The 26,945-nt window shown below is 73.1% G+C and carries 28 protein-coding genes; 11 read left to right on the forward strand and 17 right to left on the reverse strand.

Going from position 1 to position 26,945, the window contains the following annotated elements:
- Positions 1 to 2: 2 nt before the first annotated feature.
- From FBY23_RS24430 to FBY23_RS24455, 6 genes are all read right to left on the reverse strand, one after another.
- Complete coding sequence (locus FBY23_RS24430) at positions 3 to 662, reverse strand: hypothetical protein (RefSeq protein WP_141800515.1); 660 nt, start codon at positions 660 to 662, stop codon at positions 3 to 5.
- A 64-nt stretch (positions 663 to 726) separates the two neighbouring features.
- Positions 727 to 1,365: an MBL fold metallo-hydrolase gene (locus tag FBY23_RS24435; RefSeq protein ID WP_141800516.1), complete on the reverse strand. Its 639-nt coding sequence runs from the start codon at positions 1,363 to 1,365 to the stop codon at positions 727 to 729.
- 22 nt (positions 1,366 to 1,387) lie between these two features.
- Positions 1,388 to 3,253, reverse strand: a complete 1,866-nt coding sequence (locus FBY23_RS24440) for a Na+/H+ antiporter (protein ID WP_141800517.1) — start codon at positions 3,251 to 3,253, stop codon at positions 1,388 to 1,390.
- Position 3,254: 1 nt separating this feature from the next.
- Positions 3,255 to 4,859, reverse strand: coding sequence for a 2-succinyl-5-enolpyruvyl-6-hydroxy-3-cyclohexene-1-carboxylic-acid synthase (gene menD / locus FBY23_RS24445; protein ID WP_141800518.1), 1,605 nt, complete (start codon positions 4,857 to 4,859; stop codon positions 3,255 to 3,257).
- A complete protein-coding gene (locus tag FBY23_RS24450) occupies positions 4,856 to 5,815 on the reverse strand; it encodes an o-succinylbenzoate synthase (protein WP_141800519.1) in 960 nt (319 codons plus the stop codon). The genes menD and FBY23_RS24450 overlap by 4 nt, the downstream gene beginning before the upstream one ends.
- On the reverse strand, positions 5,812 to 6,858 hold the full coding sequence (locus FBY23_RS24455; protein ID WP_260806535.1) for an AMP-binding protein: 1,047 nt from the start codon (positions 6,856 to 6,858) through the stop codon (positions 5,812 to 5,814). Before FBY23_RS24455 ends, FBY23_RS24450 begins: the two co-directional genes overlap by 4 nt.
- A 38-nt stretch (positions 6,859 to 6,896) precedes the next feature.
- On the opposite strand from FBY23_RS24455, the gene FBY23_RS24460 reads away from it, so the two are divergent.
- A complete protein-coding gene (locus tag FBY23_RS24460) occupies positions 6,897 to 8,198 on the forward strand; it encodes an MFS transporter (RefSeq protein WP_141800520.1) in 1,302 nt (433 codons plus the stop codon).
- On the opposite strand, the gene FBY23_RS24465 is transcribed toward FBY23_RS24460, so the two are convergent.
- On the reverse strand, positions 8,188 to 8,634 hold the full coding sequence (locus FBY23_RS24465; RefSeq protein WP_141800521.1) for a MarR family winged helix-turn-helix transcriptional regulator: 447 nt from the start codon (positions 8,632 to 8,634) through the stop codon (positions 8,188 to 8,190). The genes FBY23_RS24460 and FBY23_RS24465 overlap by 11 nt on opposite strands.
- 55 nt (positions 8,635 to 8,689) lie before the next feature.
- On the opposite strand from FBY23_RS24465, the gene FBY23_RS24470 reads away from it, so the two are divergent.
- From FBY23_RS24470 to FBY23_RS24490, 5 genes are read left to right on the forward strand one after another with little or no spacing between them, the layout of a single operon-like run.
- On the forward strand, positions 8,690 to 9,664 hold the full coding sequence (locus FBY23_RS24470; protein WP_160158361.1) for a glutamate-cysteine ligase family protein: 975 nt from the start codon (positions 8,690 to 8,692) through the stop codon (positions 9,662 to 9,664).
- Positions 9,661 to 10,650, forward strand: coding sequence for a glutathione synthase (locus FBY23_RS24475; protein ID WP_141800523.1), 990 nt, complete (start codon positions 9,661 to 9,663; stop codon positions 10,648 to 10,650). The genes FBY23_RS24470 and FBY23_RS24475 overlap by 4 nt, the downstream gene beginning before the upstream one ends.
- Entirely contained in the window at positions 10,647 to 11,042 is a 396-nt protein-coding gene (locus FBY23_RS24480) for an MAPEG family protein (RefSeq protein ID WP_141800524.1), read from the forward strand. The genes FBY23_RS24475 and FBY23_RS24480 overlap by 4 nt, the downstream gene beginning before the upstream one ends.
- A 60-nt stretch (positions 11,043 to 11,102) precedes the next feature.
- The gene (locus FBY23_RS24485; protein WP_141800525.1) at positions 11,103 to 12,392 is read left to right on the forward strand and encodes an MFS transporter; all 1,290 of its coding nucleotides are present in this window, start codon (positions 11,103 to 11,105) and stop codon (positions 12,390 to 12,392) included.
- A gap of 10 nt (positions 12,393 to 12,402) precedes the next feature.
- The gene (locus tag FBY23_RS24490; RefSeq protein ID WP_141800526.1) at positions 12,403 to 13,284 is read left to right on the forward strand and encodes a 1,4-dihydroxy-2-naphthoate polyprenyltransferase; all 882 of its coding nucleotides are present in this window, start codon (positions 12,403 to 12,405) and stop codon (positions 13,282 to 13,284) included.
- Positions 13,285 to 13,293: 9 nt separating this feature from the next.
- Here FBY23_RS24490 and FBY23_RS24495 read toward each other — a convergent pair whose 3' ends face one another.
- Positions 13,294 to 13,557: a DUF4229 domain-containing protein gene (locus FBY23_RS24495; protein ID WP_141800527.1), complete on the reverse strand. Its 264-nt coding sequence runs from the start codon at positions 13,555 to 13,557 to the stop codon at positions 13,294 to 13,296.
- Between the two features lie 82 nt (positions 13,558 to 13,639).
- Here FBY23_RS24495 and FBY23_RS24500 point away from each other — a divergent pair, with 82 nt between their 5' ends.
- A complete protein-coding gene (locus FBY23_RS24500) occupies positions 13,640 to 13,879 on the forward strand; it encodes a hypothetical protein (RefSeq protein WP_141800528.1) in 240 nt (79 codons plus the stop codon).
- A 21-nt stretch (positions 13,880 to 13,900) separates the two neighbouring features.
- On the opposite strand, the gene ccsB is transcribed toward FBY23_RS24500, so the two are convergent.
- Genes ccsB through hemL form a run of 6 tightly spaced genes read right to left on the reverse strand, consistent with a single transcriptional unit; the run spans position 13,901 to position 19,849 of the window.
- Positions 13,901 to 14,926: a c-type cytochrome biogenesis protein CcsB gene (gene ccsB, locus FBY23_RS24505; protein WP_141800529.1), complete on the reverse strand. Its 1,026-nt coding sequence runs from the start codon at positions 14,924 to 14,926 to the stop codon at positions 13,901 to 13,903.
- Positions 14,923 to 16,509 (reverse strand): cytochrome c biogenesis protein ResB, encoded by a 1,587-nt coding sequence (locus FBY23_RS24510; RefSeq protein WP_141800530.1) that lies wholly within the window; start codon positions 16,507 to 16,509, stop codon positions 14,923 to 14,925. The genes ccsB and FBY23_RS24510 overlap by 4 nt, the downstream gene beginning before the upstream one ends.
- Positions 16,506 to 17,270, reverse strand: a complete 765-nt coding sequence (locus FBY23_RS24515) for a cytochrome c biogenesis CcdA family protein (protein ID WP_141800531.1) — start codon at positions 17,268 to 17,270, stop codon at positions 16,506 to 16,508. The genes FBY23_RS24510 and FBY23_RS24515 overlap by 4 nt, the downstream gene beginning before the upstream one ends.
- Positions 17,263 to 17,838, reverse strand: a complete 576-nt coding sequence (locus FBY23_RS24520; protein ID WP_141800532.1) for a TlpA disulfide reductase family protein — start codon at positions 17,836 to 17,838, stop codon at positions 17,263 to 17,265. The genes FBY23_RS24515 and FBY23_RS24520 overlap by 8 nt, the downstream gene beginning before the upstream one ends.
- Positions 17,835 to 18,530, reverse strand: a complete 696-nt coding sequence (locus tag FBY23_RS24525; protein ID WP_141800533.1) for a histidine phosphatase family protein — start codon at positions 18,528 to 18,530, stop codon at positions 17,835 to 17,837. Before FBY23_RS24525 ends, FBY23_RS24520 begins: the two co-directional genes overlap by 4 nt.
- A complete protein-coding gene (hemL, locus tag FBY23_RS24530) occupies positions 18,527 to 19,849 on the reverse strand; it encodes a glutamate-1-semialdehyde 2,1-aminomutase (RefSeq protein WP_141800534.1) in 1,323 nt (440 codons plus the stop codon). The genes FBY23_RS24525 and hemL overlap by 4 nt, the downstream gene beginning before the upstream one ends.
- A gap of 210 nt (positions 19,850 to 20,059) precedes the next feature.
- On the opposite strand from hemL, the gene FBY23_RS24535 reads away from it, so the two are divergent.
- From FBY23_RS24535 to FBY23_RS24550, 4 genes are all read left to right on the forward strand, one after another.
- Entirely contained in the window at positions 20,060 to 21,283 is a 1,224-nt protein-coding gene (locus FBY23_RS24535; RefSeq protein WP_141800535.1) for a lytic transglycosylase domain-containing protein, read from the forward strand.
- Positions 21,284 to 21,410: 127 nt separating this feature from the next.
- Entirely contained in the window at positions 21,411 to 21,956 is a 546-nt protein-coding gene (locus FBY23_RS24540; RefSeq protein WP_160158362.1) for a dTDP-4-dehydrorhamnose 3,5-epimerase family protein, read from the forward strand.
- On the forward strand, positions 21,953 to 22,879 hold the full coding sequence (locus FBY23_RS24545) for a Gfo/Idh/MocA family protein (protein ID WP_160158363.1): 927 nt from the start codon (positions 21,953 to 21,955) through the stop codon (positions 22,877 to 22,879). The genes FBY23_RS24540 and FBY23_RS24545 overlap by 4 nt, the downstream gene beginning before the upstream one ends.
- Positions 22,876 to 23,883 carry a glycosyltransferase family 2 protein gene (locus FBY23_RS24550; protein ID WP_141800538.1) on the forward strand — a complete coding sequence of 336 codons (1,008 nt, stop codon included), beginning with the start codon at positions 22,876 to 22,878 and terminating at the stop codon, positions 23,881 to 23,883. The genes FBY23_RS24545 and FBY23_RS24550 overlap by 4 nt, the downstream gene beginning before the upstream one ends.
- On the opposite strand, the gene hemB is transcribed toward FBY23_RS24550, so the two are convergent.
- The 3 genes from hemB to FBY23_RS24565 all read right to left on the reverse strand — a co-directional run bounded on the left by hemB (position 23,843) and on the right by FBY23_RS24565 (position 26,891).
- Entirely contained in the window at positions 23,843 to 24,781 is a 939-nt protein-coding gene (hemB, locus tag FBY23_RS24555) for a porphobilinogen synthase (RefSeq protein ID WP_260806606.1), read from the reverse strand. The genes FBY23_RS24550 and hemB overlap by 41 nt on opposite strands.
- 254 nt (positions 24,782 to 25,035) lie before the next feature.
- The gene (locus FBY23_RS24560) at positions 25,036 to 26,376 is read right to left on the reverse strand and encodes a hypothetical protein (RefSeq protein ID WP_141800539.1); all 1,341 of its coding nucleotides are present in this window, start codon (positions 26,374 to 26,376) and stop codon (positions 25,036 to 25,038) included.
- Positions 26,370 to 26,891 (reverse strand): SigE family RNA polymerase sigma factor, encoded by a 522-nt coding sequence (locus FBY23_RS24565; RefSeq protein ID WP_141800540.1) that lies wholly within the window; start codon positions 26,889 to 26,891, stop codon positions 26,370 to 26,372. The genes FBY23_RS24560 and FBY23_RS24565 overlap by 7 nt, the downstream gene beginning before the upstream one ends.
- Positions 26,892 to 26,945 lie beyond the last annotated feature (54 nt).

Below are 26,945 nucleotides of genomic sequence, written 5' to 3' on the forward strand. Positions count from 1 at the left end.
CGTCAGGCCCTTCCGGTGAGCTCGAGCACCTTGTCGACGTACGACGCGACCTCGTCGGGCGTCAGGCCGTTGGTGTAGAGGTCGTAGGTGAGGCCGTCGACCTCCTTGCGGCACTGCACGCGGTAGTCGGCGCCGGTGGGCTTCTGGCCGGTCGGCGTGCCTGTGGTCTGGTCGACCGGCTCGTTCCATGCGATCGCGCAGTGACTGCCGTCGATCACCTCGAGCGTGTAGTGCGAACCCGACTCGTCGACGACGAACGGACCGCTCGGGTTGACCAGTCCGGCGTTGCCGGGGACGACCGTCACCGCGATCTGCGCCGGGATGGACTGGGACGAGGAGGAGGCGGCGGGCACGTCGATGTAGGCGCGGACGGCGGCCTCGTCGTACTGCTCGGCGAGGATCTTGCGGGTCTCCTCCTCCGACTTCGCGGCGCGGTCGGTGAAGGTCTTGATCTGGGCCGCCTGGTCGGGCGAGGTCGCGCCGGCCTGCTCCGGCGTGATCGCCTGGAGCGCGACGAAGCGGTCGTCGAGCTTGGTCGGCAGCGTGGGCACCGCGGCCGGGTCGTCGACGACCTTCGGGAGGCCGACGCCGAAGCCCACGGCTCCGGCGAGGAGGAGGACGCCGGAGGTGGCGCCCACGACGGTGGATCGAGCGATCGGCATCAGGCCATCATGCCGGGTCGACCTGAGCGTGTGCTGACCGGGCCGTCCAGCGACCGCCGGCGGATCAGAGGTCGGCGCCGTCGGCCAGCCGGGCGTACTCCTGGCCCGCGGCCTCGAGGAACCGGCCGAACTGCGCGTCGGCGACACCGAGCCCCTCGGCGGAGAACACCCGGTCGTGGATGGCGACATTGCGCGGCGCACCGACCTCCCGGGCGAAGTCGACGCCCTCGGAGACCCGCATCCAGGGCGCGCACACCGGCGCCAGCAGTACGTCGACCGCCGCCCCCGGCGCGACCAGCGCGTCGCCGGGGTGGAACACCGTGCTCTCCCCCGCGGTCAGCAGGTAGCCGCTGTTGTGGAAGCGCGGCAGCTCCGGGTGGATCACCGCGTGCAGCTCGCCCACCGCCCGGATCGCGAACCCGCCGATCGTCCAGGCCTCGTCGGGGGCGACCACGGTGACCCGCTCGAGCAGGTCCGGCGCGTGCTCGCGGATCTGGGCGGCGACGGCGTCGATGGTGAAGATCGGCGCGTCCGTGGCCCGCAGGTGGTCGGGCGCGTAGTGGTCGGGGTGCTCGTGGGTGACCAGCACCGCGTCGACGCCCTCGACGGACTCGCGCTGGCTCCACACGCCGGGGTCGAGGACGATCGTCGTACGGCCGTGCTCGAGCCGGACCGCGGAATGACCGAACTTGGTGAGGCGCATGGGCCCACGCTAGCCCGCTGGCTCAGCCGGTCTGGTGGTGCACGTAGCACCAGCGCCAGTCCTCGTCCGGCTCGACCGAGCGCATGACGGGGTGCTGGGTGGCGCGGAAGTGGGCCGTGGCGTGCCGGCTCGGGGAGGAGTCGCAGCAGCCGACCTCGCCGCAGGACAGGCACATCCGCAGTGCGACCCAGCGGGTGCCCTCGGCGAGGCACTCGGTGCAGACCGGGTCGTCCGGCGGGTCGAGCAGCGGCGCGTCGGCGAGGTGCTCGCAGCCGTCGTTGCGCTGCATCCGGCTGGTGGCGCGCAGGTCCGCGCGGGCGGCCTCCGCGGCGTCGAGCATCGACTCCTCGACGTCGAGCATGGCCAGCACCTCGCTGACGATCTCCGAGGGCACCGACCCGGTGGAGCGGATCTCCAGCACCCGGCGGCGCTCGGCCTCGATCATCTCGCCGCGCCAGCGTGAGTACAGGTCGCTCGGGCTCTCCTCGCCCTCGGTGGTGCCGAGGCGCTCCCAGGCGGCGAAGTTGCGCTGCTCGATGCGCTGGATGATCAGCGCGCGGACCTGGTGCGGGTCGTCGCAGTCGACCGCGAGCTCGTCGAGCCGGTGGATGCCGGCCTTGGCCGCCTGCTGGAGCAGGGTGGCCCGGGCGAGGGCGTCGTCGTGCGGGTCGGGCGAGGGCACGTGGAGCCTGCGGGCCAGGAGGGGCAGGGTCAGGCCCTGACCGAGGAGGGTGCCGGCCACGACCGTGAAGGCGACGATCAGCAGCACCTCGCGGTGCGCGGTGTCCTCGGGGACGGTGAACGCGGCGGCCAGGGTGACCACGCCGCGCATGCCCGCCCAGCCGATGAGGAAGGAGTAGCGCCACGAGCGCTGCTCCCCGGTCACCGGGTCCGGGCCGTGGCGCAGCAGGAAGGCCTGGCCGGCGAACACCCACACCATCCGCAGCACCACCACGGCCACGAACACGGCGGCACAGGCGACGGCGACGGTGCCGACACCGAACTCGCTCTCGCCGACCTCGGCCAGCAGCCAGTCGGCCTGCAGCCCGATGAGGAGGAAGACCGTGTTCTCCAGGACGTAGGCGATGGTGCGCCAGTTCATCCGCTCCGCGATCCGCGACTGCGCGGTCTGCAGCACCGGCGCCACGTGCCCGAGCGCCAGGCCCGCCACCACGACCGCGACCACGCCCGAGGCGTGGATCCGCTCGGCGACGATGTACGCCGCGAACGGGATCACCAGCGAGATCGCGGTGTCCATCAGCGGATCGGTGATCTTCTTGCGCAGGAAGCCGACGACCACGAACGTCAGCGCCCCGATCGCCACCCCGCCCCCGGCGGCGATGACGAAGTCGCGCCCGACCTGCCAGGCGGTGACCGTCGTACCGATGGCGGTGACGGCGGCGCGCAGCGCGACCAGCGCGCTCGCGTCGTTGAACAGCGACTCGCCCTCGAGGATCGTGACGATGCGCCGGGGCAGCCCGATCCGGCGGCCGATCGCGGTCGCGGCGACCGCGTCGGGCGGCGCGACGACCGCGCCGATCGCGAGCGCCAGCGGCCACTCGACGTCCGGGATGACGAGGCGGATGACGGCGGCGACGCCGAACGTCGTGAACGCGACCAGGCCCACGGACAGCAGCAGGATCGGACGCCGGTTCGCGTTGAAGTCGACGAGCGAGGTGTTGACCGCGGCCGAGTAGAGCAGCGGTGGGAGCAGGCCGAGGAGCACGACCTCGGGTTCGAGGCGCAGCTCCGGCACCCCCGGGACGTACGACGCCGCGACGCCCACCACGACCAGGGTCAACGGCGCCGGGACCTCGAAGCGCTCCGAGATCGCGGTGACCGTCAGGACCGTGGCCGCGATGGCGATGAGCAGGAAGGCGATCTCCACGTCAGTCTCCTTCGGTCGCGAGCGCCCGGATCCGCAGGTCCAGCTCGCGCCGGCCCTCCCGCGACACGACGGCCTCGACCACCTCGATGCCGCCGTTGGGACTGGCCAGCGCCTGGTCCAGCTCGGGGCGCGAGGTGACCCGCAGGTGCGGGACCCGGGCAGCCGCGCAGAGCCCGGCGAGGTCGTGGCCGTGGGGGGTGCCGAAGAGCCGCTCGAAGGACGCAGCGTGCTCGGGGGCGCCCTGCTCGAGCATGGAGAAGATCGCGCCTCCGTCGTCGTTGGGTACGACGATCGTCAGGTCCGGGCGCGGCTCGTCGGGCCCCAGGACCAGCGCGGTCTGGTCGTGCAGGAAGGTCAGGTCGCCCATCAGGGCGAGGTTCCGGGTGCCGTCGGGGCGGCCCAGTGCGGCGCCGACGGCGGTGCTGATGGTGCCGTCGATGCCGGCGAGGCCGCGGTTCGCGATCACCTTGCGGTGGGTGCCGACCGCGGGCGGGCGGGCCATGATGTCGAGGTCGCGGATCGGGCTCGACGCCCCCACGACCAGCAGGCCGCCGGCGGGGAGGGCGGCGTGGGTGGCCGCCGCGACGTCGTACGGTGTCAGGGCGGGCTGCTCCGCGAGCAGCCGGTCGATGCGCCGGCCGAGCTCGCGGTCCGCCGTACGCCAGGCGTCGAGCCAGGCCGGGTCGTCGGGCTGGCCCGCGGTCCACACCGGTCCGTCGATCGTGCGGGACCCGTCGGGCCGAACCGGCCACACACCCGGCCCCGGCACCACGAGGACCTCGACGTCGGCGCGCTCGAGCAGCCGGGTCACCGGCCGGGACAGGGTCGGGCGCCCGAACACGACGACCCGCTCGATCCGCGCCCCCAGCGGCCCGGCGAGCAGCAGGCGGTAGGTGCGCAGCGCGTTCTCGCCGGTCCGCGAGCCGCTGGACGGCTCCGCGAACAGCGGCCAGCCGGCGGCCTCGGCCAGCTGCCGCGCCCGCTGGCTCGCGTCGTCCCCCGCCACCACGACGGTCCGCGGCCCCTCCGTGAGCGGGTCGGCACCGCGCCCCATACGAATTGGTCGCGAATCCGGCTCGACCGCAGCCAATTCGCATGGGGCGCGGGACACATCAGGCACGAGCGGGGTGTCGAGCTGGAGGTTGAGGTGGACGACGGAGTCCCACGGGGCGGGGACGGCGGCGAGGTCGGCCACCGAGTCGATGTCGTACGTCGGCACGAAGCCGCCGAAGATGCCCACCTGGTCGGTGGTCTGGTTGGCGCCGGTGCCGCGCAGCCGGGCGGGGCGGTCGGCCGAGACGACGACCAGCCCGACGCCGGCGTGCACCGCCTCCAGGACGGCGGGGTGCAGGTTGGCGACGGCCGTGCCGGAGGTGGTGAGGACGGCGGCGCGGGCGCCGGACTTGGTCAGGCCGAGGGCGAGGAAGCCGGCGGTGCGCTCGTCGATGCGGGTGTGCAGCCGGAGCGCGCCGGCCTGCGCGGCGGCCCACAGCGCCATCGCCAAGGGCGCGTTGCGGGAGCCGGGGGCGACCACGACCTCGCTCACGCCGGCTCGCCGCAGCCGGTCGACGAGGGCGTCCGCGAGCGCGAACGAGCTGTCCGTCATGGACGCTGATCCTTCCGCACCGCCCGCACCTGCGTGAGCCGGGCCTCCCAGTGCGCCACCCGGTCCGGCGTGGCGGCGAGGGCGTCGAGGCGCGCCTCCTCCACGGCAGGTCGTACGACGGGCAGCGCACCGCCGACCGGCAGCAACGACTCGCCCACGACGTCGCCGGTGAGCAGCTGCACCGTGGCCAGCCCGCAGGCGTACGGCAGCTCGGGCAGGGCGGCCGCGAGCGCGACCCCCGCGGCGATGCCGACCGAGGTCTCCAGCGCGCTGGACACCACGACGGGCAGGCCGATCCGCTCGGCGATCTCGAGGCACGCGTGGACCCCGCCGAGCGGCTGCACCTTGAGCACCGCGATGTCGGCGGCGTCGAGCTCGCGGACCCGGTAGGGGTCCTCCGCACGGCGGATCGACTCGTCGGCCGCGACCGGCACCGAGACCCGGCGCCGCACGAGCGCGAGGTCCTCGACGGACGTGACCGGCTGTTCGACGTACTCCAGGCCGCCGGCGGCCCGGTCCAGCCGGCCGATCGCGGCGACCGCGTCGTCGACCGACCAGCCACCGTTGGCGTCGACCCGGATCCGACCGCCCGGGCCGAGGGTGTCGAGCGCGTCGCGCACCGCCTCCAGCCTGGCCTCCTCCTCGGCGAGGCCCTGCCCCGGCTCGGCGACCTTGACCTTGGCGGTCGCGCAGCCACCGGCGAGCACGATCTCGTGCGCTCGCTCGGGTCCGACAGCGGGCACGGTCACGTTGACCGGCACCCGGTCGCGCACCGGCGCGGGCCACGTCCCGGCGGCAGCCTCCTCCGCGCAGCGCAGCCACGGCTCGGCCACCTCGGGCGGGTACTCCAGGAACGGGCTCCACTCCCCCCACCCGGCAGGCCCGGGCAGCAGCACGGCCTCACGCACCGTGATGCCGCGGAAGCGGGTCCGCATCGGGATCGAGACGACCCTCATCGCACCTCCTGGTCTCGAGACGGTTGCTGCGCAACCTCCTCGACCTCCGGGTGGTGCAGCAGCGCCTGCCGGTCGGGCTTCCCGTTGGCCAGCAGCGGGATCGCGTCCAGCAGCACCAGCTGGCGCGGCGCCCAGGCCCGGGGGTGCGCGGCGCCCACCCAGTCCCGCAGCTCTTCCAGCCCGGCCGTCCCCACGACGAAGGCCACGACCCGGTTGCCCCACTCCGGATCAGGTACGCCGAGCACCTCGGCGGCATCCACACCCGCATGCCCGCGCAGCCGCTCGGCCACCGCCGGCCCCGGCACGTTGAGCCCGCCCGTCACGATCACGTCGTCGACCCGCCCGATCACGGCCAGCCGCCCGTCCTCGTCGAACCGGCCGGCGTCGGAGGTCAGGAACCAGCCGTCGACGAGCACCTCGGCACTCAGGTCCGGCCGGCCGTCGTACCCGGTGAACAGGGTCGGCCCGGCGATCCGGATCCGGCCACCCTCCCCCAGCGCGACGGCGACCCCGTCGAGCGGCATCCCGTCGTACACGCAGCCTCCGGCGGTCTCCGCCGATCCGTACGTCGCGACCACCCGGACCCCCAGCTCCGCGGCCCGGAGTCGCAGGGACGCACCGATCGGACCGCCACCGAGCAGCACCGTGTGCGCGCGGCGCAGCGCCTCCAGGTCGGGCTGCGACGACAGCATCCGCGTCAGCTGCGTCGGCACCAGCGAGACGAACCACCCGTCGCCGTCGGGCCAGCCGTCACCGTCCAGCACGGTCGGCGCGTGCCCGGCGACCAGCGAGCGGACCACGACCTGCACCCCGGCGACGTACGACGGCGGCAGCGCCAGCACCCACGGTCCGCTCGCCCCCAGCCGGGCCGCCGAGGCGCGCACCGACGCGAGCACCGCGGCCCGCGGGACCCGGACCCGCTTGGGCTGCCCGGTCGACCCGGACGTGGCGACGACCAGGTCGACGTCGTCGGGGCCGTCGAGCCAGGCGCGCGCCTGCGCCACCACGCTGTCGGGCGAGCCCTCGGGCGACCAGAAATCCACGCGACAGACGCTAGCGGGCCCGGCGAGAATGACTGCCGATGAGCACTCCTCTCCCGGGCGATCCACGCGGGTTCTTCGCCCGCCTGATGCCTCCTGTCGGCCTGCCGCGACGACTCGCCACGCAGGGCATGGTCTTCGCCGTCGGCGAGAGCGCCTTCATGACGGGCAGCGCGGTCTTCCTGACCAAGGTCGTGGGCATGTCCGCGGGCCGCGCCGGCCTGGCACTGACGATCATGGGCATCGCCCAGTTCGCGTTCTCCTATCCCGCGGGCCGGATCATCGACCGGGTCGGCCCCAAGCGGATCTGGGCGGCCCAGGCCGTGGCCCGCGCCCTGGTGTTCCTCGCGCTCCCGTTCGTCGAGGGCTTCGGGCAGTACGTCGTCGCGGCCGCCCTGATGGGCGCCTTCACCGCCTTCGGCCGGTCGAGCCACCAGGCCTACGTCTACGACGTGCTGCCGCCCGCGACGCGCGTGCAGACGCAGTCCTACATGTACTCCTGGCTCAACATCGGCCACACCCTGGGCGCACTCGTGGGCGGCCTGGCGCTCGCCACCGGCAGCCTCGAGGTGATCCGGTGGACGCCCGTGGTCACGGCCGTGCTGATGGTGCTCAACGCCGTGGGCATCACCCGGCTGCCCGCCGCCCCGCACGACCTGCGCGTCTCGAGCGGCGAGGCCCGCGTCCGCCCGACCGGACCCGGCCCGCTGCGCAACATCGGCTGGATGTTCACGACCTTCTTCCTCGGCGTGATGTGGACCAACCAGATCCTGCTCAACGTCGTGATCCCGCTGTGGCTGGTCGAGGCCACCGACGCGCCGCAGGTCCTGCTGGCCTGGCTGTTCGGCACCAACACGGTGCTGTGCATCTTCCTGCCGGCCTACACCTCGAAGGGGGTGCGCAACCTCGACGACGCCCTGCGCTACGTCTGGATCTCGTCCGCCTTCTTCGTGACCTCCTGCGTCATCACGATGATCACCCACTCGACGGTCGGCCTGATCACGGTGCTGCTCGTCTGGCTGGGTCACGTCACGGTCACCGGCGCCGAGCTCGCCATCTCCGGCGCCAGCTGGTCCTTCGAGGCCGAGCTGTCCGACCCGGACCGGCGCGGCGAGTACCAGGGCGTCCAGGAGGTCGCCGGCGCGCTGGGCTTCCAGTGGTCGCCGGCCGTCTACACCTTCCTCGCCCTGACCTGGGGCGCCGAGGGCTGGCTGGTGATCGCGGGCATCATCCTCGTCGCCACGATCGGGCTCGGTCCGTCCGTGCGGGCGGCACGGCGCTTCGCCGAGCGGAACTTCCGGCCCGTCGCCGCCGGGGAGAGCGCACCCACCGTCACGGCGTGAGCAGGGTCCGCACCCGTTCGAGGACGCGACGGGCGGCGTCGTACTCCTCGTCGCCGAGCTCAGCGCGGAACCGGCGGTCGAGATCGGTGATGTGGTCGAAGCCGGCCTGGGCGACCTCCTTGCCGTACGCCGTGTAGGTCACCAGCTTCGCGCGCCCGTCGGAGGGGTCCGGCACCATCTCGAGGATCCCGAGCCGGACCAGGTCGCGGACCGCCTCGCCCATCGACTGCCGGGTGATCTCCGCACGGGCGGCCATGTCGGCGGCGCGGGCCCCCTCGGGCGGCAGGGTCGCGAACACCGCCGAGTGCGCGAGCGCGACCTCGGGGAAGCCGGCGCGGTGCGCGCTGGCGATCATGTCGGCCCGCAGCGCCCGGGCCGTCTTCTCCACGAGCGCGATCAACGGCTCGCGATCGGGGCGGTTCAGCTCTCTTGACATATTGACAGGCTACCTTCCATTATTGACAGGCAGCCTTACTTTATCAGGAGATGCCATGGACGTACGAACCCTTCGGCCCGCCGTCGCCCGGCTGTTCCGACCGCAGCTCCCCGGCAGCACCCGCACGGTCCGGGTGGCGGTCGAGCAGGAGCTGTTCGCCATGGGCCTCTTCAGCGGCGCAAGCGTCGCGCCCGAGCGGGTCCGTGAGGCGAGCGCCGGTCGCTGGTACGCACCCTGGCTGAGCTTCGAGCCCGGCGGCCAGGTCGAGCTCAGCCTCCCGTCCGCACCGTCGCCCGATGCCGCGGCCCGCCACCTCGTCGAGGTCACCGCCGCCCTCGGCCGCGACCTGCAGCCGCACTCGGTGGTGCTCGACGCCCGCCCCGTCCGCCGCTGTGACCCGGCCACGCCGCGCCACCTGCGCACCCCGCGGTACGACGCCATGGAGCACCACCTCGACACGATCGGCCCCGCCGGCCGCCGGATGATGCGCTCCACCGCCTCCACCCAGGCCTGCCTCGACTGGTGGCCGGGCGCCGCCGGGATCGAACAGTGGCGGGTGCTGCTGCTGGCCGGCCCGTTCCTCGCCGCCGCGACCGCGCGCAGCACCGGACCCGACGGCCGGCTCACCACCTGGCTCGCGGTCGACCCCGCGCGGACCGCCTTCGACGACCGGCTGCTCCACGGCGACGACCCGGTCGCCGCCTACGCCTCCTTCGCCGCCGGCGCCACCGACTTCCTTGGAGCCTGCGCCGAGGCGCACCTCAGCACGCTGTTCCCGCCGGTCCGCCCGCGCGGGCGCTACCTCGAGGTCCGCTTCCCCGACGCCCGCCCTGCCCGCGAGGTCGGCGACCTGCTGCACGGCCTCGCCGCGCTCCTGTACGACGACGAGCGCCGGCGTGCGGCCCTCGCCTCCCTCTCGGGAGAGCGGGCCCGGCTGGCCGAGCACTGGGCAGACGCTGCGGCGGGCTGCTGCGACGCGGACCGCGGGCTCGCTCTCCTGACCGGCTCGCGCCGGAGGGTCGCGGCATGAGCGTCCTGGTCGTGGCCGACCCGTGGGCCGGGCTGGACCCGGCGGTCGACTCGACCGTCGGGCTGGTCGCCGCGGCCCAGGACCTCGGCGTCGCCGTCCGGGTCTGCACGCCCGAGGACCTCACGGTGGTCGCGGGGCGCCTGCTGGCACGAGCCACGCCGGTGACGCTCGGTCCGCGCGTCCGCGGCGACGACCACCGCTGGCTCGTCAGCACGCCGTGGTGCCACGTCGGGCTCCCGGATACCGTCGACGTGGCCGCGACGGTGCAGCTCGTGCTGCTGCGGATCGACCCGCCGGTCGACGCGCGGTACCTGCACACGACGTACCTCCTCGACCTGGTCGAGGCCGCCGGCACCCGGGTGGTCAACCACCCCGCGGGCGTGCGCGCGCTGCACGAGAAGCTGGTCGCGCTGCGCTTCCCCGAGCTCTGTCCACCGACGCTGGTGACCCCCGATCCCGCGCAGGTGCGCCGATTCGTGGTCGAGCACGGCGCGGCCGTCGTGAAGCCGGTCGACGGGTTCGGCGGCCTCGACGTGTGGCTGCTGCACGACGACGCGGCCGCGCGAGCGCTGGCCGAGTCGGCGACCGCCGGCGGCCGGCGGCACGTGATCGCGCAGGCCCACCTCAGCGCCGTCGCCGACGGCAACAAGCGGCTGTTCCTCGTCGACGGCGAGATCGTCGGCGCCGTCCTGCGTCACCTCGAGCCCGGCGACTTCCGGATCGGGCCGCCCTCCGCCCCTGCGAGCGTCGACGCCGCCGACCGGCGCATCGTCGCCGCCGTCGCTCCCCTGCTCGCCCGCCACGGCATCGCGACCGCCGGCCTCGACGTCATCGACGGCCGGCTGATCGAGGTCAACGTGACCTGCCCCGGCGGCACGAGCAAGACCGACGCCCTGCTGGGCACCGACCTGGCCGGTGCGACCCTGCGCCGGCTCCTCCCGACCGTCCTCCCGACCGTCCTCCCGAGAGAAGAGGCCTTCGCATGAGCACCATCGTGATCACCTGCATCGCCCTGATGGGCATGCTGCTGTTCGTCCTCGGCGCCAACGTCACCCGGCACCGGGCGATCCGCGGCGCGGACGGACCGCAGATGCCCACCGACCCGGCCGACCGGCTGCTCATCGCGCAGCGCGCGCACGGCAACGCGGCCGAGTACGTCCCGACGCTCGTCGTCCTCCTCGTCGTCTGCTCCACGCTGACCGCCGGCTGGTGGCTCGACGTGCTCGCCGTGGTCGCCACCGCGGCCCGCTTCGGGCACGCCTTCGACATGCTCAGGTCGAGGACGCTGGCCGCGCACGGCCCGGTCCGCGACTCCGGGGCGATGTTCACCTACCTGTCCGGCATCGCGCTCGGGGTGACGGCGCTCGTCGCGATGTGACCCGGATCCCCCGGAAGTCCTTCGACAGCCGGCCGGCGCCGGGCATAGGTTCTCCTCTCGATGCCCAACCTCCTCTCGGACCGGGTCACCCGCCTCGCTGGCCCCACTCCTCTCGTCCGCCGTCTGTCCGGCCAGTCCGTGCTCTCCGCCTTCGGCGACGGGGTGTTCCTCACCGGGAGCGCGGTGTTCTTCACCCAGATCGTCGGGCTGTCCGCGGCCCAGGTCGGCTTGGGCCTGTCCATCGCGGGCCTGGTGACCTTCCTGCTCGCCGTACCCCTGGGCAAGCTCTCCGACCGCTACGGCGCCAAGCGGGTCTGGGCGCTCGCCTCGCTGGTCGAGGCGCTGCTCTACCTGGCGTGGCTGGCCGTCGGTGGGCTGCTCACGTTCGTCGCGATGATGATCGTGTTGGAGAACGTCACGTCGGCGAGCCGGTCGGCGCGCAACGCCTACCGCTTCGACGTCTTCCCGCGCGAGGAGCGGGTGTCGTCCAACGCGTACTTCCGCGCCGCCCGCAACGTCGGCTACACCCTGGGCGCCCTGCTGGCCGGCATCGCGCTGGCCACCAACGACGACCACGTGATCCGCGCCGTACCGCTCGCGACGGCCACCCTGCTCGTCCTCAACGCCGCCCTCGTCTCCCGGCTGCCCTCGGTCGCGCACCACGCCGAGGAGGCGCCGCTCGAGGAGGCCCTGGAGGCGGTGACCGACGGACGGGACGGCGACCGGCGCAGTGCGCTGCGCAACAAGGGGTACGTCGCGATGGCGGTCTGCGGCGGCATCCTCGGCACCCACCAGGTGCTGCTCAACGTCGTCATCCCGCTGTGGCTCGTCGAGGAGACCGACGCGCCGCGGGTGCTGCTGGCCTGGCTGTTCGGCACCAACACGGTGATGGCGGTGCTGCTCCAGGTGGCGGCTGCCCGCGGCGTCACCACCGTCGCCGACTCGCTGCGCGCCCAGCGCCGGGGCGCGTTCTTCTTCGTCCTGTCCTGCGGGATCGTGCTGGTCACCCACGACACGGTCGGCTGGGTGACCATCGCGCTGGTCTGGATCGGGCACGTCACCGTCACCGGCGCCGAGCTGTTCCAGTCCGCCGGGGAGTGGGGCCTGCAGGCCGAGCTGTCCGACCCCGCGCGCCGCGGCGAGTACCAGGGCGTCTCCCAGCTCGGCTACACCCTCGGCACGGTCTGGGCGCCGGCGGCGTACACCTTCCTCGCCATGGAGTGGGGCACCCCGGGATGGTTCGTGATCGCCGGGATCGTCCTCGTCGCGGCCGTCCTCATCCACCCGGCAGCACGCGCCGCCGAGCGCCACCTGACCCGGCTGGACGACGCCGCGGCCGCGCCTGCTTGAATCGACGGCTATGGCCACTGCAGCGCACTGGATCGCGGGCGCCCGCGTCCGCACCCTCCCGGCGGCGGTCGCGCCGGTCGTCGTCGGCACCGCCGTCGCCGTGTACGACGACCGCGGGGTCTGGTGGAAGGCGCTGCTCGCCGCCGTGGTGAGCCTGGCCCTCCAGGTCGGCGTCAACTACGCCAACGACTACTCCGACGGCATCCGTGGCACCGACGACGAGCGGGTCGGCCCGCTGCGCCTGGTCGGCTCCGGGCTCGCCAGCCCCGGCGCGGTGAAGCGCGCCGCCTTCGGCTCCTTCGGCGTCGCCGGCGTCGCCGGCCTGGTCCTGGCGGCGACCACCTCGTGGTGGCTGGTCCTCGTCGGGGCGCTCTGCGTGCTCGCCGCCTGGTACTACACCGGTGGCAAGAAGCCCTACGGCTACCTCGGGCTCGGGGAGGTCATGGTGTTCGTGTTCTTCGGCCTGGTCGCCGTCGTCGGCACCACCTGGGTGCAGACCGAGCGCTGGGGCGCCAGCGGCTGGGCCGCCCTCGCCGCCGGCACCGGTGTCGGCGCGCTGGCCTGCGCGATCCTGGTCGCCAACAACCTGCGCGACATCCCCACCGACAGGGTCGCCGGCAAGATGACACTGGCCGTGCGGCTCGGCGACCGTCGTACCCGGGGCTTCTACGCCGTCCTCGTCGGCCTGTCCGCCGCCGCCGTCGTCGTGCTCGCGGCCCTCACCACCTGGTGGGCACTGCTCGGCCTGGGCTTCCTGCTGCCCGCCGTGGCGGCGGCACGGATCGTCCTCGGCGGCGCCCAGGGCCCGGCGCTGATCCCGGTGCTGCAGAAGACCGGGGTGGCCGAGCTGGTCTGGGCCGTGCTGGCCGGCGTCGGCCTGGTCGTGGGCTGAGGCTTCGCCTCAGTCCTCCGTGTCCTCCTTGGACCGCATCTCCTCGTACTTCTCGGTGATCCGGCCCGCGCGGTTCTCGACCTTCACCGCGAACGCCGAGCGCTGCCGCTCGAGCAGGACGTACGACGCGACGCCGCTGACCAGGAAGGCGATCACGATGACCCACAGCACGTTGACGGTGTCGGCGACGAGCAGCCACACGCCGCCCACCACGCAGAACGCGCCGATGAACAGGCCCGCGCGCAGGGCCGTGTAGATCCAGAACTCCTTCACCTGTCCAGCCTAGGCCGGAGAAGCGCGGAGAAGGTCATCGGGAGGGGGAACGATCTCACCGCCCAGGTCCTACTCTGGAGACGTGAAGCTGTTGCTCGTCGTCCTCGTCTTCGCGGCCGTGACCTACCTCGCGGTCCGCTGGCTGCAGGAGCACGGCGACGGCGACCAGCCGGCGCGTCGTCGGACGCCGAAGCCGCACCCGCCCACCCGTCCGGTCGCCCCTGACGACGACGAGGGCTTCCTGCGCGACCTCGAGTGGCGTCGCCGCCAGCGGGAGCGACACCGCGACACACCGCAGCCGCCGGACTCACCCGACGCCTGAGTCGGCCGGCCTCCGGTTCAACTACCGAATTCGTCCCCGGAACGGCAGTTCGGCGACAAGTCCGGTAGTTGCGTCGACAACACGCTCGGCCGCGTAGGAGTGCTGGCTCGTGGTCGAGAAGTAGTTGATCCCGATGAAGTTGAACCACAGCGTCGCGACGCCGAGCAGCGCGAGCAGGGCGGCCTTGCGGCCCTTCCAGCCGGCGGTGGCACGGGCGTGGAGGTAGCCGGCGTACACGACCCAGGTGATGAACGCCCACACCTCCTTGGGGTCCCAGTTCCAGTAGCGCGACCAGGCCTCGTGCGCCCAGATCGGGCCGGTGATCAGGACCGCGAAGGTCCACACCGGGAACGCGAAGGCGTGCACCCGGTAGGCGAGGCGGTCGAGGGCGTCGAGCTGGGGGACCCGCCCGATCCATCGGCTCAGCGGCCGCTCGGTCGCGGCGGCGCGGCGCTCGGCGCGCATCCGGACGAGGTACATGGCCGACGCGATGCCGCCGAGGGTGAAGGCGCCGGTCGCGGTGATCGCGGACACCACGTGGATCACGAGCCACGGCGAGTTCAGCGCCTCGGTGAGCGGCGCGACGGCGTCGTAGAGCCAGATCACGGCCAGCATGAGGGTGGCGACGACGAAGCCGACGACGAGCGGGCCCATCCAGCCGAGGGCGAACTTCTTGTAGAGCACGACGTACAGCAGCGCCACGACGAACGTGCCGGAGAGCGTGAACTCGTACATGTTGCCCCAGGGCACCCGGTTCGGGTCCGCGGCCATGCCGCGGCCGACCAGGGCCACGAAGTGGGCGGCGCAGGCGATCGAGGTGAGCAGGATGCCGAGCCGGCCGAGGAACGCCGTCCGCGCGCCCTCGGGCTCGGGCTCCGCCGCCGTCGGCGCGTCCGCCGCGGCGCCGGCGCCCACCAGCTCACGGTCGGCCGCCGGCTGACGCAGCGAGGCCCATTCGGCCAGATAGACCACCAGGGCCAGGAAGTAGACGACGCCGGCCGTCGCGACGGCCTGGTTGCTCAGAGTCTCCCACGCGGTGTTGCTCATGACTGCCTCACGTTCTCGGGTTCGTCCCGCAGCTTGTCGAGTACGGCGGCGAGGACCTCGTCCATCTCACCATTTCCGGATCTGTCGAGGACCGCCACCTCGACCCGGGTGCCGCTGCCGTCCCCATCAGCACCGACGGGCACCGCCCGCACCCACACCCGGCGCGGCCGGATGAAGAGCGAGCAGCACAGGCCGATGAGGGCGAGGATCACGCCGGTCAGCGCGATCCCCTTGCCGGGCGTCTGGCTGATCTGCACCCGGATCCACGGGTCCACCCGGTCGAAGGTCACCGAGCCGAGCCCGTCGGGCAGCTCGACGGAGTCACCCGGCTGCAGGTCGACGCGCAGCGGCTTGCCGTCGGCCTTCTTCAGCTGGGTCGCCTTGGCCTTGTCGAGGACGTAGACCGACTGCGAGCGACCGTCGTCGAGCCCGAGGTCGCCGGTGTAGGCGAGCATCGACAGCGTCGGGTTGAGGTCGTCGCCGAAGACGGTGACGGGATTGCCGTCCTTCATCTCGAAGCTGGGGAAGAACAGGCCGTCGAGCCCGATCTGGCCCGGCTTCGCGGTCGGGCACTTCACGACGCCGTACGACAAGAAGCTGGCGTCTCGTGGCAGGAAGACCGTCGGCCCGGTGCACACGACCTGGCCGGTGCCGTCGCGGACCGTGATGACCGGCGCGTAGCCGTGCCCGATCAGGAAGACGTCGGTGCCGTCGATCTCGAGCGGGTGGTTGACCTTGAGGTCGTACTTCTTCGGCTCGCCGTCGCCGACGCGGTAGGTCAGCCCGGCCTGGAACTTGCGGGCCTGGCCGAAGCGCGGGCCCTCCTTGAGCCAGTCGACGGAGAACTTGTCGACGCTGAACCGGAAGTTCTCCATCTGGCTCTGCCGGAACAGGCCACCGGGCTTGAAGTCGTCGTACTGCGTGAGGTTGTTGCTGAAGGTGGTGCCCTGCACCAGGATCACGCCGCCCTGGTAGCCCCACAGGCCACCCATCGCGACGCCGGCGAGCACGATCAGCAGGGACAGGTGGAAGACCAGGTTGCCGGCCTCGCGGACGTAGCCCCGCTCGGCGGCCACGAAGTCGTCGCCCTCGCCGGCCTTGCGGATCCGGTGGCGGCGGCCGAGCACCCGGCGGGCCCGGGCCAGCACCTCGTCGGGCTCCTGCTCGGTGTCGTACGACGCCTGGACCGGCATGCGGGTCAGGTGGCGCGGTGCCGCGGGCGGCTGGGCGCGCAGGGCCCGGTAGTAGACGAACAGGCGCGGGATGATGCAGCCGACCAGGGACAGCACGAGCAGCAGGTAGACCGCCGAGAACCACGGCGAGCTGTAGACCGAGAACAGGTCGAGCTTCTCGTAGACCGGCGTCAGCTTCGGGTGCTCGTCCTTCCAACGGGTCACGGCGAGCGAGTCGACGTCGGCCTGCGGGATCACCGAGCCGGGGATGGCGGCCAGCGCGAGCAGCAGGAGCAGCATCAGCGCGGTGCGCATCGAGGTGATCTGGCGCCACGTCCACCGGCCGAGCTCGCGCGCCGTCAGCTCTCCGGACCGGCGCCCGTCGGCACGACGCTCGTCGGGGCCGCTCATACGAGCGTCTCCCCGAAGTCGACGGTGCGCAGCTGCGCCCACTGGACGATGTGGTCCCACCAGCCGGTGACCATCAGCAGGCCGATCGCGACCAGGAACAGCCCGCCGATCCGCATCACGGTGGCCTGGTGGCGGCGTACCCACTTCAGCGCGCCGACGGTGCGGTTGTAGGCCAGCGCCACGATCACGAACGGGATGCCGAGGCCCAGCGCGTAGCAGAGCGCGAGCAGCGCGCCGCGGGCGGCGGTGCCGCCGTCGGCGTAGGTGAGGTTGAGGATGACGCCGAAGGTCGGGCCGACGCAGGGCGTCCACCCGATCGCGAACAGCGCGCCGATGAGCGGGGCGGCACCGAGGCCGACGCCCGGCAGCTTGTGGATGCGTACGTCGCGCTGCAGCCACGGGACGAACCCGGCGAACACCAGCCCGAGCACGATGAGGATCCCGCCGAGCACGAGGGTGATGGTGTCCTGCCAGCGCTGCAGCTGGGAGGCGAGGCCGCCGAACGCCGTACCGGCGAACACGAAGACGACCGCGAAGCCGAGCACGAAGAGCACCGAGCCGAGCAGCATCCGGCCTCGGCGGTGGCTCGCCTCACCGGCGGCCAGGTCGGCGCCGGAGAGCCCGGTCGCATAGGAGAGGTAGCCCGGCAGCAGCGGCAGCACGCACGGGGAGAAGAAGGAGACCAGCCCGGCGACCATCGCGACGGGGACGGCGATCCCGAGCCCGCCGGCGAGCGCCTGCTCGCGGAACCAGTCACCCATCGGACTCCGCCAGGGTGTCCTCGACGACGGTGGTCAACGTGGTCTTCGACGGGACCGGCCCGTTGATCAGCGCCGCGACCCGGCCCTCACGGTCGAGGACCAGGGTGGCCGGGGGCGCGTACGGCGCGTACTTGCCCATGTCGAGCAGCGTCTCGCTGCCCGGGTCGTAGAGCGACGGGTAGTCGACGCCGCGGTCCCTCTCGAACGCCGCCGCGGTCTCCGGCGCGAGGTCACGGATGTTGATGCCGACGAAGGCGACCTGGTCGGGCTGGTCCTTGGCCAGCTCGTCCTCGGCCTCGACCAGCATCGGCATCTCGCTGCGGCACGGCCCGCACCCGGACCACCAGACGTTGAGCACGACGACCTTGCCGCGCAGGTCGGCGATGTCGAGCGGCTGGCCCTGGATCGTCGTACCGCTGATGCCGAGGGGCTGCTGCCGGTCGGCGGCCTTGACCAGGACGAGCTGCTGGTCGCCGTTGATGTAGTTCTGGTCGCCGGTGCCGCCGATCCGGGAGCACCCGGACGCGAGGAAGACCAGCCCGATCAGGGCGACGACACGACGTCTCATGCCGAAGGGGTCCCCTCCGGCCGGTTCTCCTCCGGTGCGTCACCGGCGGAGAACGGCGCGGCGATGTCGCCGGTCGGGATCAGGTCGATGGCGGGCTCGGCGTACGAGATCTCGACCAGCTCCTCGCCGGCGAACCCGAACGAGGTGATCGAGCACAGCGTGCACTGGCGCTTGCGCGGGTCGTGGAGGAAGGAGCGCTTCTCCGCTGCCAGGCGGGTGGTCCAGATCGGCAGCTGGTGGGAGACCAGGACGGCCTCGTGACCGGCGGCGTCGCGACGCGCGTCGTGGACGGCCGCCATCATCCGCTCGACGATCGCCCGGTAGGGCTCGCCCCACGACGGCTTGAACGGGTTGTAGAGGTGGCGCCACAGCAGCGGGTTGCGCAGCGCGTTGTTGCCCTTGCCGAAGGTCAGGCCCTCGAACCGGTTGGCGGACTCGATCACCCGCGCCTCGCGACCGACCTCGAGCCCGAGCGCGGACGCCAGGGGCGCGGCGGTCTCCTGGGCGCGCTCCAGCGGCGAGGAGCGGATCACCGTGATGTCGTTGCCCTTGAGCGCCTCGGCGACCCGGTCGGCCATCGCGCGCCCGCGGTCGGAGAGGTGGAAGCCGTCGCGGCGGCCGTAGAGCACGCCCTCGGGGTTGTGGACCTCGCCGTGACGGACCAGGTGGACGATCGTGTCGGGGGTGCTCACAGCGCGGCTCCGAAGGCGGTGGCGGCGGCGCGGGCAGCCACCGGAAGGGCGTCGAGGATCTGCTGGACGGCCCGGTCGTCGTGGGACGAGGAGACGAACCACGCCTCGAAGGCCGACGGCGGCAGGTGCACGCCCTGGTCGAGCATCGAGTGGAAGAGCGCCGCGTACGCCGGCACGCTGGTGCCCTGCGCCTGCGCGAAGTTCGTCACCGGGGCCTCGGTGAGGAACACCGAGAACATCGAGCCGGTCGACTGGATGACGTGCGGCAACCCGGCAGCGGTGAACGACTCCGCGACCCCGGCGCGCAGCGCGTCGGCGACGACGTCGAGCCGGGCGTAGACCTCGTCGGTCGCGGCGGTGAGGGTGGCGAGGCCGGCGGCGGTCGCGACCGGGTTCCCGGCCAGGGTGCCGGCCTGGTAGACGGGGCCCTCGGGAGCGAGGTGGGCCATCACGTCGGCGCGGCCGCCGAACGCGGCGGCCGGGAAGCCGCCGCCCATCACCTTGCCGAAGGTCATCAGGTCGGGGGCCCAGCCCTCGACGGCGCCGTCGGTTCCCCACTGGCCGGCCTCCGAGACCCGGAAGCCGGTCATCACCTCGTCACTGATGAACAGCGCGCCGTGAGCCTTGCAGGTCTCGGCGAGGAACCGGTTGAACCCCGGCGCGGGAGGTACGACGCCCATGTTGCCCGGCGCGGCCTCGGTGATCAGGCAGGCGATCCGGTCGCCGTGCTCGGCGAACACCGCGGCGACCGCCTCGCGGTCGTTGTAGGGCAGCACCAGGGTCAGCTCGGTGGAGCTGGCCGGCACGCCCGGGGTGCCGGGGATGGAGAAGGTGGTCAGGCCCGAGCCCGCCGCGGCGAGCAGCGAGTCGACGTGGCCGTGGTAGCAGCCGGCGAACTTCACGACCACGTCGCGGCCGGTGAAGCCGCGGGCGAGCCGGATCGCCGACATGGTCGCCTCGGTGCCGGAGGTGACCAGGCGCAGCCGCTCGACCGGGGTGCGCGCGACGATCGCCTCCACGAGCGCCACCTCGCCCTCCGTGGGCGTGCCGTACGACGTCCCGCGGCCCACCGCCGCCTGGACGGCGTCGAGCACGGCGGGGTGCCCGTGGCCCAGGAGCATCGGCCCCCAGGAGCAGATCAGGTCGACGTACTCGTTGCCGTCGACGTCGGTCAGCCACGGCCCGGAGGCCGAGCGGATGAACCGCGGCGTACCGCCGACGGCGTTGAACGCACGGACCGGGGAGTTGACGCCGCCGGGGGTCACCTCACGGGCCCGGGCGAAGAGGGCCTCGGAGGTCGAGGTCAGGGGTGCGGACACCGCGCCATTGTCGCCGATGGGTCCCAATGGCCCTCATCCCGGCCACCTGTTTTGTGCACCGCGCCCATAGCACGGGCGCGACGTTGTGTGCGGGATCATGTGACACCCGTAACGCGGGTGTGTCACGATTCGTTGACTCGGTGCACAGGTGGGCACTGAGGGAGAGCCCGCGAGAACGGGGCCACTCGTGGCCAGGGGAGAGAGTTACACATGTCGAGGAAGCGTCTGGGGCGACTGCAACGCGTCGCGACCATCATCCCGCTCGCCTTGCTGTCCGCAGCGTGGACCGCTTCGGTCGCCGGCATCGGCGGCATCGGCTCGCCGGTCCAGGCCGCCGAGACGCCCGGTCAGGTGACCGACGGCACCAGCGTCCCGGAGGAGTCCATCGAGGACCCCGCGAGCCTCTCCGACCCGGCCTCGATCGAGGGACTCGAGGACGGCAACGAGGCGGGCATCGTCTCCGCCGCCTCCACCAACGCGATCCCGGCCGCCGCCCTGGCCGCCTACCAGCGCGCCGAGACGGTCATCAACTCCGCCGACGAGTCCTGCAACATCACCTGGCAGCTCATCGCCGCGATCGGCCGCGTGGAGTCCAACCACGGTCGCCACGGCGGCAACGTCCTCGACAACGACGGCGTGGCCACCCCCGGCATCTACGGCCCGGCGCTCGACGGCCAGGCCAACACCAAGGCCATCTCCGACACCGACGCGGGCGTCTACGACAACGACACCCAGTGGGACCGCGCGGTCGGCCCGATGCAGTTCATCCCCTCGACCTGGCAGGTCGTCGGCGTGGACGCCGACGACGACGCCGCCCGCAACCCGCAGGACATCGACGACGCGGCGCTGGCCGCCGCCGTCTACCTCTGCTCCGGCGACGGCGACCTCTCCACGGTCGTCGGCCAGCGGGCCGCGGTCTACCGCTACAACCACAGCCAGGCCTACGTCGACCTGGTCCTCAAGATCATGAACGCCTACCTCGAGGGCGACTTCACCTCGGTGCCGAACAACTCGACCGCCGCGGGCTACGTCGTCCCCGAGCCGCCGAGCTTCGACGTCAGCGGCCCCGGCAAGTTCAAGAGCAACAAGGGCGGCAAGGGCACCACCACCGGCACCCCGTCCGCCGACCCGACCCTCCCGGCACCGCCCGCGGACGCCGGCAACGGCGGCAACAACGGCGGCGGCACCGGCGGCGGTGGCACCGGTGGCGGCGGCACCGGCGGCGGCAGCCCCGCGCCGAGCCTCCCGGAGCTGCCCGGCCCGCTCAACGACGTCGACACGGGCGCCGGCGCGGTCACCTCGAACCTGATCAGCGGCGTCCTGGGCCTGCTGACCAGCCAGCAGGCGGCGAGCGCCTGCCAGGCCGAGTACCCGAAGCTGACCCAGTCGGTGCAGCTGCTGAACTGCCTGCTCAGCTACGGCCTCAAGCCGTAGCCCACGCACGACCCGCGAGAGCCCCGGAACTGCCCCCCTGGTCCGGGGCTCTCGTGTTTCTCCTGCCGTGGGCCCACCCAGCGACTACCGTTTCCCGCGGCCTCCACCGAGGCCCGGAGGAGGAGACGTGGCACTCACGGGCGAGGACACCGCGCTGGCAGGCGTGCGGGTCGTGGACCTCACCGCCCACGCCGACGAGCGGGGACAGTTCGTGGAGGTGTTCCGCGACGAGTGGCCGCTCGACGTGCGCCCGGTGCAGTGGAACGCCGTCCGCTCCCGGGCCGGGGTGCTGCGCGGGGTCCACGTGCACGTCACCCACCACGACTACCTCACCGTCCTCGCCGGCACCCTGGTCCTCGGCCTGCACGACCTGCGTCCCGACAGCCCGACGACCGGACGCTCCGCCGTGCTGACGATCGACGCCGACGCGCCCACGGCCGTCGCGATCCCGCCCGGCGTGTGCCACGGCTTCTGGTTCCCGGTGCCGAGCGTCCACCTGTACGGCGTCGACAGCTACTGGGACGTCGCCGACGAGCTCGGCTGCCGCTACGACGACCCCGCGCTCGGCCTCGACTGGCGGCTGGACCCCGACCCGCTGCTCTCCGAGCGGGACCGGGGCGCCCCGGACTTCGCGACCATGCGCGCGGCGTACCTCTCCGGGGTCGAGGCGTGAGCGCACCCGTCGTCGGCCTCGTCGGCTTCGGCCGCTGGGGACGGCTCATCTTCCGGGACCTGCGCGCCCTGGGCGCCGAGGTGCACGTCGCGGTGCCGTCGGAGGCCTCGCGGCAGGCCGCACTCGGGGGCGGCGCCGCCTCCGTGGTGGCGTCGGCCGCGGACCTGCCCGATGCCGACGGCTACGTCATCGCGCCGGTCACGGTGCGGCATGCCGAGTGCGTGCGGGCACTGCTCCCCCGCGAGCGGCCGATGTTCGTCGAGAAGCCGCTGACCGCCGACGCGGAGAGTGCCGCCGAGCTGGTCGCGGCCGCCGGCGAGCGGATCTTCGTGATGGACAAGTGGCGCTACCACCCCGGGATCCTCGAGCTCGCCCGGCTCGCCCGCAGCGGCGCCTTCGGCCCGCTGCGCAGCATCACCAGCCACCGGCTGGGCTGGGGCAACCCGCACCGCGACGTCGACGCCGTGTGGATCCTGCTCCCCCACGACCTGTCGATCGCGGTCGAGATCCTCGGCCGGGTCCCGCAGCCGCGGTTCGCGGCTGCGGCGGACGCCTCGGGCAGCGGGCTGCTCGCCGTCCTGCGCGACGACGACGGACCGCTGGTCACCTGCGAGGTGTCGGCCGACCACCCGGTCAACCGTCGTACCGTCGTCGTGGTCGGCGAGCACGGCTCCGGCCAGCTGGCCGACTCCTGGGACGACCGGATCGTGCTGGCCGGGACCGTCGACGGGGTCGAGATCACGCCCGAGACCCGCGAGCGGCCGGTGGGCGCCGAGCTCCCCCTGGCGGCCGAGCTGCGGGCCTTCCTGGACCACCTGGCCGGCGGCCCGCCGCCCCGGTCCGACGCGAGCGACGCCCTCGCGGTGGTCCGGGCCATCGCGACCCTGCGGACCATGGCCGGGCTGCCCGGCGCGAGCGGTTGACCGGGTTCACCGTCCTGCTCCCGGTGCACCGCCCACCGGTGATGCTGGGGACGGCGATCGAGTCGGTGCTGGCGCAGAGCGTCACCGACCTCGACCTGGTCGTGATCTGCGACGGCGCGCCGCCGGAGACCGCCGCCTTCGCGCAGGAGTACGCCGAGCGCGACCCGCGGGTCCGCGTCCTCGACCTGCCGAAGGGCGAGCGGCACGGAGAGGCGCACCGTCACCGGGTGCTGGAGGAGGTCGACGAGGCGACGCGCCCGCTGGTGGCCCAGATCGCCGACGACGACCTCTGGTTCCCCGGACACCTCGCCGAGCTGCGGCAGCTGCTCGCCGACGCCGACTTCGGCAACCTGCTCCAGGTCCGACTGACGCCCGAGGGCGAGATCGCGGTGCACCTCGGCGACCTGGCCGACCCGGCGACGCGGGAGCGGATGCGCACCGAGAGGTTCAACCTCTTCGGGCCGAGCGTCGCGGGCTACCGGCTCGCGGCGTACCGCCGGCTGGTCCACGGCTGGCAGCCCGCCCCCGCCGACGTGTGGAGCGACCTGCACATGTGGCGCGCCTTCCTCGACACCCCGGGCCTGCAGCTGGCGACCCGGTACGCGGTCGAGGGCGTCAGCCTGCCCGACGCGGAGCGCACCGACGTCGACCTGGCCGACCGAGCGGCCGAGAACCGGCGGATCGCCGCCGCGCTGCTCGGCTCGGACACTGCCCAGCGCGACTTCCGCGCCCGCGCCTTCGCCGAGCTGGGGGCCAGCCTGAGCGTCACGACGACGTACGCCCGGGAGGTCGCGACGGCCCACCAGGGCGCCATCACCCAGATCTCCGACCTGTGGACCCACCTCGAGGGGACCCGCGGGGCGTTCGACGCCGCCTCCGCCGCGCTCGAGAGGAAGCGGAAGGCCAACCGGCGGCTCCGGGCCCGCAACCGGGCCCTGGCCGAGGAGCTGGCCGCGCTGAAGGTCAGCTCAGCAGGCCGGCGGCCTCGGTGGCCCAGTAGGTGAGGATGATGTCCGCACCGGCGCGCCGGATCGAGGTGAGCGTCTCGAGGATCGCCGCCTCGCGGTCGATCCAGCCGTGGGCCGCGGCCGCCTCGAGCATGGAGTACTCCCCCGAGATGTTGTACGCCGCCGTCGGCACGCCGAGCTCGCTCGCGGCGTCGGCCACGCGGCGCAGCACGTCGAGGTAGGCCAGGGCCGGCTTCACCATGACGACGTCGGCCCCCTCCTCGATGTCGAGGAGCGCCTCGCGCACGCCCTCGTTGGCGTTGCGACGACCGTCCTGCTGGTAGGTGCGGCGATCGCCCTGCAGGGAGCTGTCGACCGCCTCGCGGAAGGGTCCGAAGAAGGCGGAGGCGTACTTCGCGGAGTAGGCGAGGATCCCGGTGTCGGTGAACCCGGCGGCGTCGAGGGCGTCGCGGACCACCGCGACCTGGCCGTCCATCATGCCGCTGGGGCCGACCATGCCGGCGCCGGCCTCGGCCTGGACGACCGCCATGTCGGCGTACCGCACCAGGGTGGCGTCATTGTCGACCCGGCCGGCCGCGTCGAGGACCCCGCAGTGGCCGTGGTCGGTGAACTCGTCGAGGCACAGGTCGCCCATCACGACCAGCGCGTCGCCCACCTCGCTGGCGACGTCGGCGATCGCGACGTTGAGGATCCCCTCGGGGTCGGTGGCGCCGGAGCCGGTGGCGTCCTTGACCTGCGGTACGCCGAACAGCATGATCCCGCGCAGCCCCGCCTGCGCCGCCTCGGCCGCCGCCTTGCGCAGCGAGTCGCGGGTGTGCTGGACGACACCGGGCATCGAGCTGATCGGCGTCGGCTCGCTCGCGCCCTCGCGCACGAACGCCGGCAGCACCAGCTGCTCGGGCCGCAGCGTGGTCTCGGCGACGAGGTCGCGCATCGCCGCCGAGGTCCGCAGGCGACGGGGACGGACGACGGGGCGCAGGATCTCGTTCACACCTCCGAGTCTAGGAGCGGGCTAGATGAGTAACTCCAAGGGATCGTGCACGCGAGCGGCGCTCGACGCGTGCGCTGGCAAAGGCCACTTCGTTCAGACCTAGGTTGCGGCCATGCTGGGCGCACGTCGAGCGTCTGCAACGCCGCCAGCGTGCGTGGTGAGCGTCGCGGAGCGTGCGACCCCTTGGAGTTACTCATCTAGGGAAGCCAGCGCGCCAGCCACTGGGTGGCCCCGGGGATCGGCTCCTGCGGGCCGCTCGCCGTACCGACAGGGGTGTCCCACAACACGTAGCCCGCCGGCGTCGGACCGCCGAGGGAGTAGGAGGACACCGCCTCGCTGACCCGGAGGAACCGGCCGCTGTCGAGCTCGTAGACGTAGGTCCCGGCCGCATCGCGCTTGTAGGACGTCACCTGGACCAGGTCGCCGTTCACCCCGCCGCCGATGTCGTCGTCCTGGAGGGTGGTGATCGTCCGGCCGTCGAGGTCGAGCACCTGGACCCGGTCGTCGCGGCCGTCGTCGTAGGTGCCGCAGTACTGGCTGAGCACGATCCGGTCGCCGCTCGCGCCGAAGCCGAGCAGGTTGCACCGCTTGCCGGAGTGGGGGTCGAAGTCGTGCTCAGCGCCGGTGGCGAGGTCGCGGACGTGGATGCGCCGGTTGATGCCGTTGGTGGCCGCGGTCCAGATCATCGCGTCGTCGGTGAAGGCGAGGTCGCCGGCCCGCAGGTGCTCGTCGCGGACGTCGGCCGGGTCGGTCAACGAGACCGACCACACGTCGTAGGTCTCCCCCTCGGCGCCGGCGTCCTCCGCCTCGCCGTCGGGGCCCGTGGGCCAGCCGCCGGGAGGCGGCGACCCGGCGGTGGCCGGCACCCCGAGGTACAGCCGGCCGTCGGGGCCGAGGTCGGCCTGGAAGACGTCCGCCTTGCGCGGCAGTCCGGGCCACTGCACCGACGACCACGCACGCGAGGTGCGGTCGTAGGTCCACGCCCGGACGCCGTTGCCGCTCCCGGTGCGGAAGGTGAGCAGCACGATCCGGTCGGCTCCGAGCTCGAGCGGGAACACCTGCTGGTGCTCTGGGAAGTCCGGCAGCCAGTCCTTCGCGCCGGTGGCGGGATCGAGGAGCGCGTAGCGGACCGCGTTGTCGGGCCCGTGGGGGCCGTCGCGGAACAGGAGCCTCCCGTCCTCGGTGACGCCGTCGTAGTACTGCCCGTTGGCGGCGTCGAGGTCCTCGTTGGTGTAGGACGCCAGCACCTCGTAGTCGGTGCCCTCCTTCGCCGGCCGCGCATCGGAGAGCCGGACCACCGGCCCGTCGGGGCGCGGCACCAGGCTCGCCTCCGGCGCGTCCCGGCCGTCGGTCCCCTGGCCCACCAGGGCGCCGGCGGCGACGGCACCGGCCACCGCCACGGCGAGCCCGCCCGCGAACCGGGCCCGGCGTCGTCGTACCTGTCGGCGGCCGCCGTCGAGGACCGCGGCCAGGTCGATGTCGTCACCCGGCGGGGTCGCCGCCGCGTCGTGCAGCAGTGCGCGAACGTCGTTCACCATGTTCCAGCTCCCAGGGTCAGCTCGCCGAGCGACGAGTCCTCGAACACGGAGCGGAGCCGGTCCAGCGCACGCGCGGTCTGGCTCTTCACGGTGCCCTCGCTGCAGCCCAGCGCCTTCGCGGTGTCGGCGACGCTGAGGTCGTCGAAGTACCGCAGCACCACGCAGGCCCGCTGCCGCGGCGGCAGCCCGGCCAGCACCTGCAGCAGGGTCTCCCGGGCGCTGACCAGCTCGGCGACGTCGACGCCGTCGGGCCGCTGGTGGTCGGGCTCGACCACCAGCTCCGTGCTCGACCGGCGCCGGGCGTGGTCGAGCACCACGCTGACCAGCGCCCTGCGGGCATAGGCGTACTCGCGCCCGGCCCGGGTCAGCCGCGGCCACGCGACGTATACCCGGATCAGCGTGTCCTGGACGTGGTCCGCCGCCCGGTCCCAGTCGCCGCACAGCAGGTACGCCGTACGGCGCAGCCGGTCGCGCGCCCCCTGGGCGAAGGCGACGAACTCGTCCTCGTCACGCATCGGTCATCCGCTCCATGACGCACCCAACGTGGTGACCACCCACCCAGGTTGCAC

Source organism: Nocardioides sp. SLBN-35 (assembly GCF_006715725.1).
GTDB lineage: Bacteria > Actinomycetota > Actinomycetes > Propionibacteriales > Nocardioidaceae > Nocardioides.

Coding starts and splice junctions, on each gene's coding strand:
- FBY23_RS24430 (WP_141800515.1), bottom strand. CDS start 662: ATGCCGATCGCTCGATCCACCGTCGTGGGCGCCACCTCCGGCGTCCTC.
- FBY23_RS24435 (WP_141800516.1), bottom strand. CDS start 1,365: ATGCGCCTCACCAAGTTCGGTCATTCCGCGGTCCGGCTCGAGCACGGC.
- menD (WP_141800518.1), bottom strand. CDS start 4,859: ATGACGGACAGCTCGTTCGCGCTCGCGGACGCCCTCGTCGACCGGCTG.
- FBY23_RS24450 (WP_141800519.1), bottom strand. CDS start 5,815: ATGAGGGTCGTCTCGATCCCGATGCGGACCCGCTTCCGCGGCATCACG.
- FBY23_RS24460 (WP_141800520.1), top strand. CDS start 6,897: ATGAGCACTCCTCTCCCGGGCGATCCACGCGGGTTCTTCGCCCGCCTG.
- FBY23_RS24465 (WP_141800521.1), bottom strand. CDS start 8,634: ATGTCAAGAGAGCTGAACCGCCCCGATCGCGAGCCGTTGATCGCGCTC.
- FBY23_RS24470 (WP_160158361.1), top strand. CDS start 8,690: ATGGACGTACGAACCCTTCGGCCCGCCGTCGCCCGGCTGTTCCGACCG.
- FBY23_RS24475 (WP_141800523.1), top strand. CDS start 9,661: ATGAGCGTCCTGGTCGTGGCCGACCCGTGGGCCGGGCTGGACCCGGCG.
- FBY23_RS24480 (WP_141800524.1), top strand. CDS start 10,647: ATGAGCACCATCGTGATCACCTGCATCGCCCTGATGGGCATGCTGCTG.
- FBY23_RS24485 (WP_141800525.1), top strand. CDS start 11,103: ATGCCCAACCTCCTCTCGGACCGGGTCACCCGCCTCGCTGGCCCCACT.
- FBY23_RS24490 (WP_141800526.1), top strand. CDS start 12,403: ATGGCCACTGCAGCGCACTGGATCGCGGGCGCCCGCGTCCGCACCCTC.
- ccsB (WP_141800529.1), bottom strand. CDS start 14,926: ATGAGCAACACCGCGTGGGAGACTCTGAGCAACCAGGCCGTCGCGACG.
- FBY23_RS24510 (WP_141800530.1), bottom strand. CDS start 16,509: ATGAGCGGCCCCGACGAGCGTCGTGCCGACGGGCGCCGGTCCGGAGAG.
- FBY23_RS24515 (WP_141800531.1), bottom strand. CDS start 17,270: ATGGGTGACTGGTTCCGCGAGCAGGCGCTCGCCGGCGGGCTCGGGATC.
- FBY23_RS24520 (WP_141800532.1), bottom strand. CDS start 17,838: ATGAGACGTCGTGTCGTCGCCCTGATCGGGCTGGTCTTCCTCGCGTCC.
- FBY23_RS24535 (WP_141800535.1), top strand. CDS start 20,060: ATGTCGAGGAAGCGTCTGGGGCGACTGCAACGCGTCGCGACCATCATC.
- hemB (WP_260806606.1), bottom strand. CDS start 24,781: ATGCGCGACCTCGTCGCCGAGACCACGCTGCGGCCCGAGCAGCTGGTG.
- FBY23_RS24560 (WP_141800539.1), bottom strand. CDS start 26,376: ATGGTGAACGACGTTCGCGCACTGCTGCACGACGCGGCGGCGACCCCG.
- FBY23_RS24565 (WP_141800540.1), bottom strand. CDS start 26,891: ATGCGTGACGAGGACGAGTTCGTCGCCTTCGCCCAGGGGGCGCGCGAC.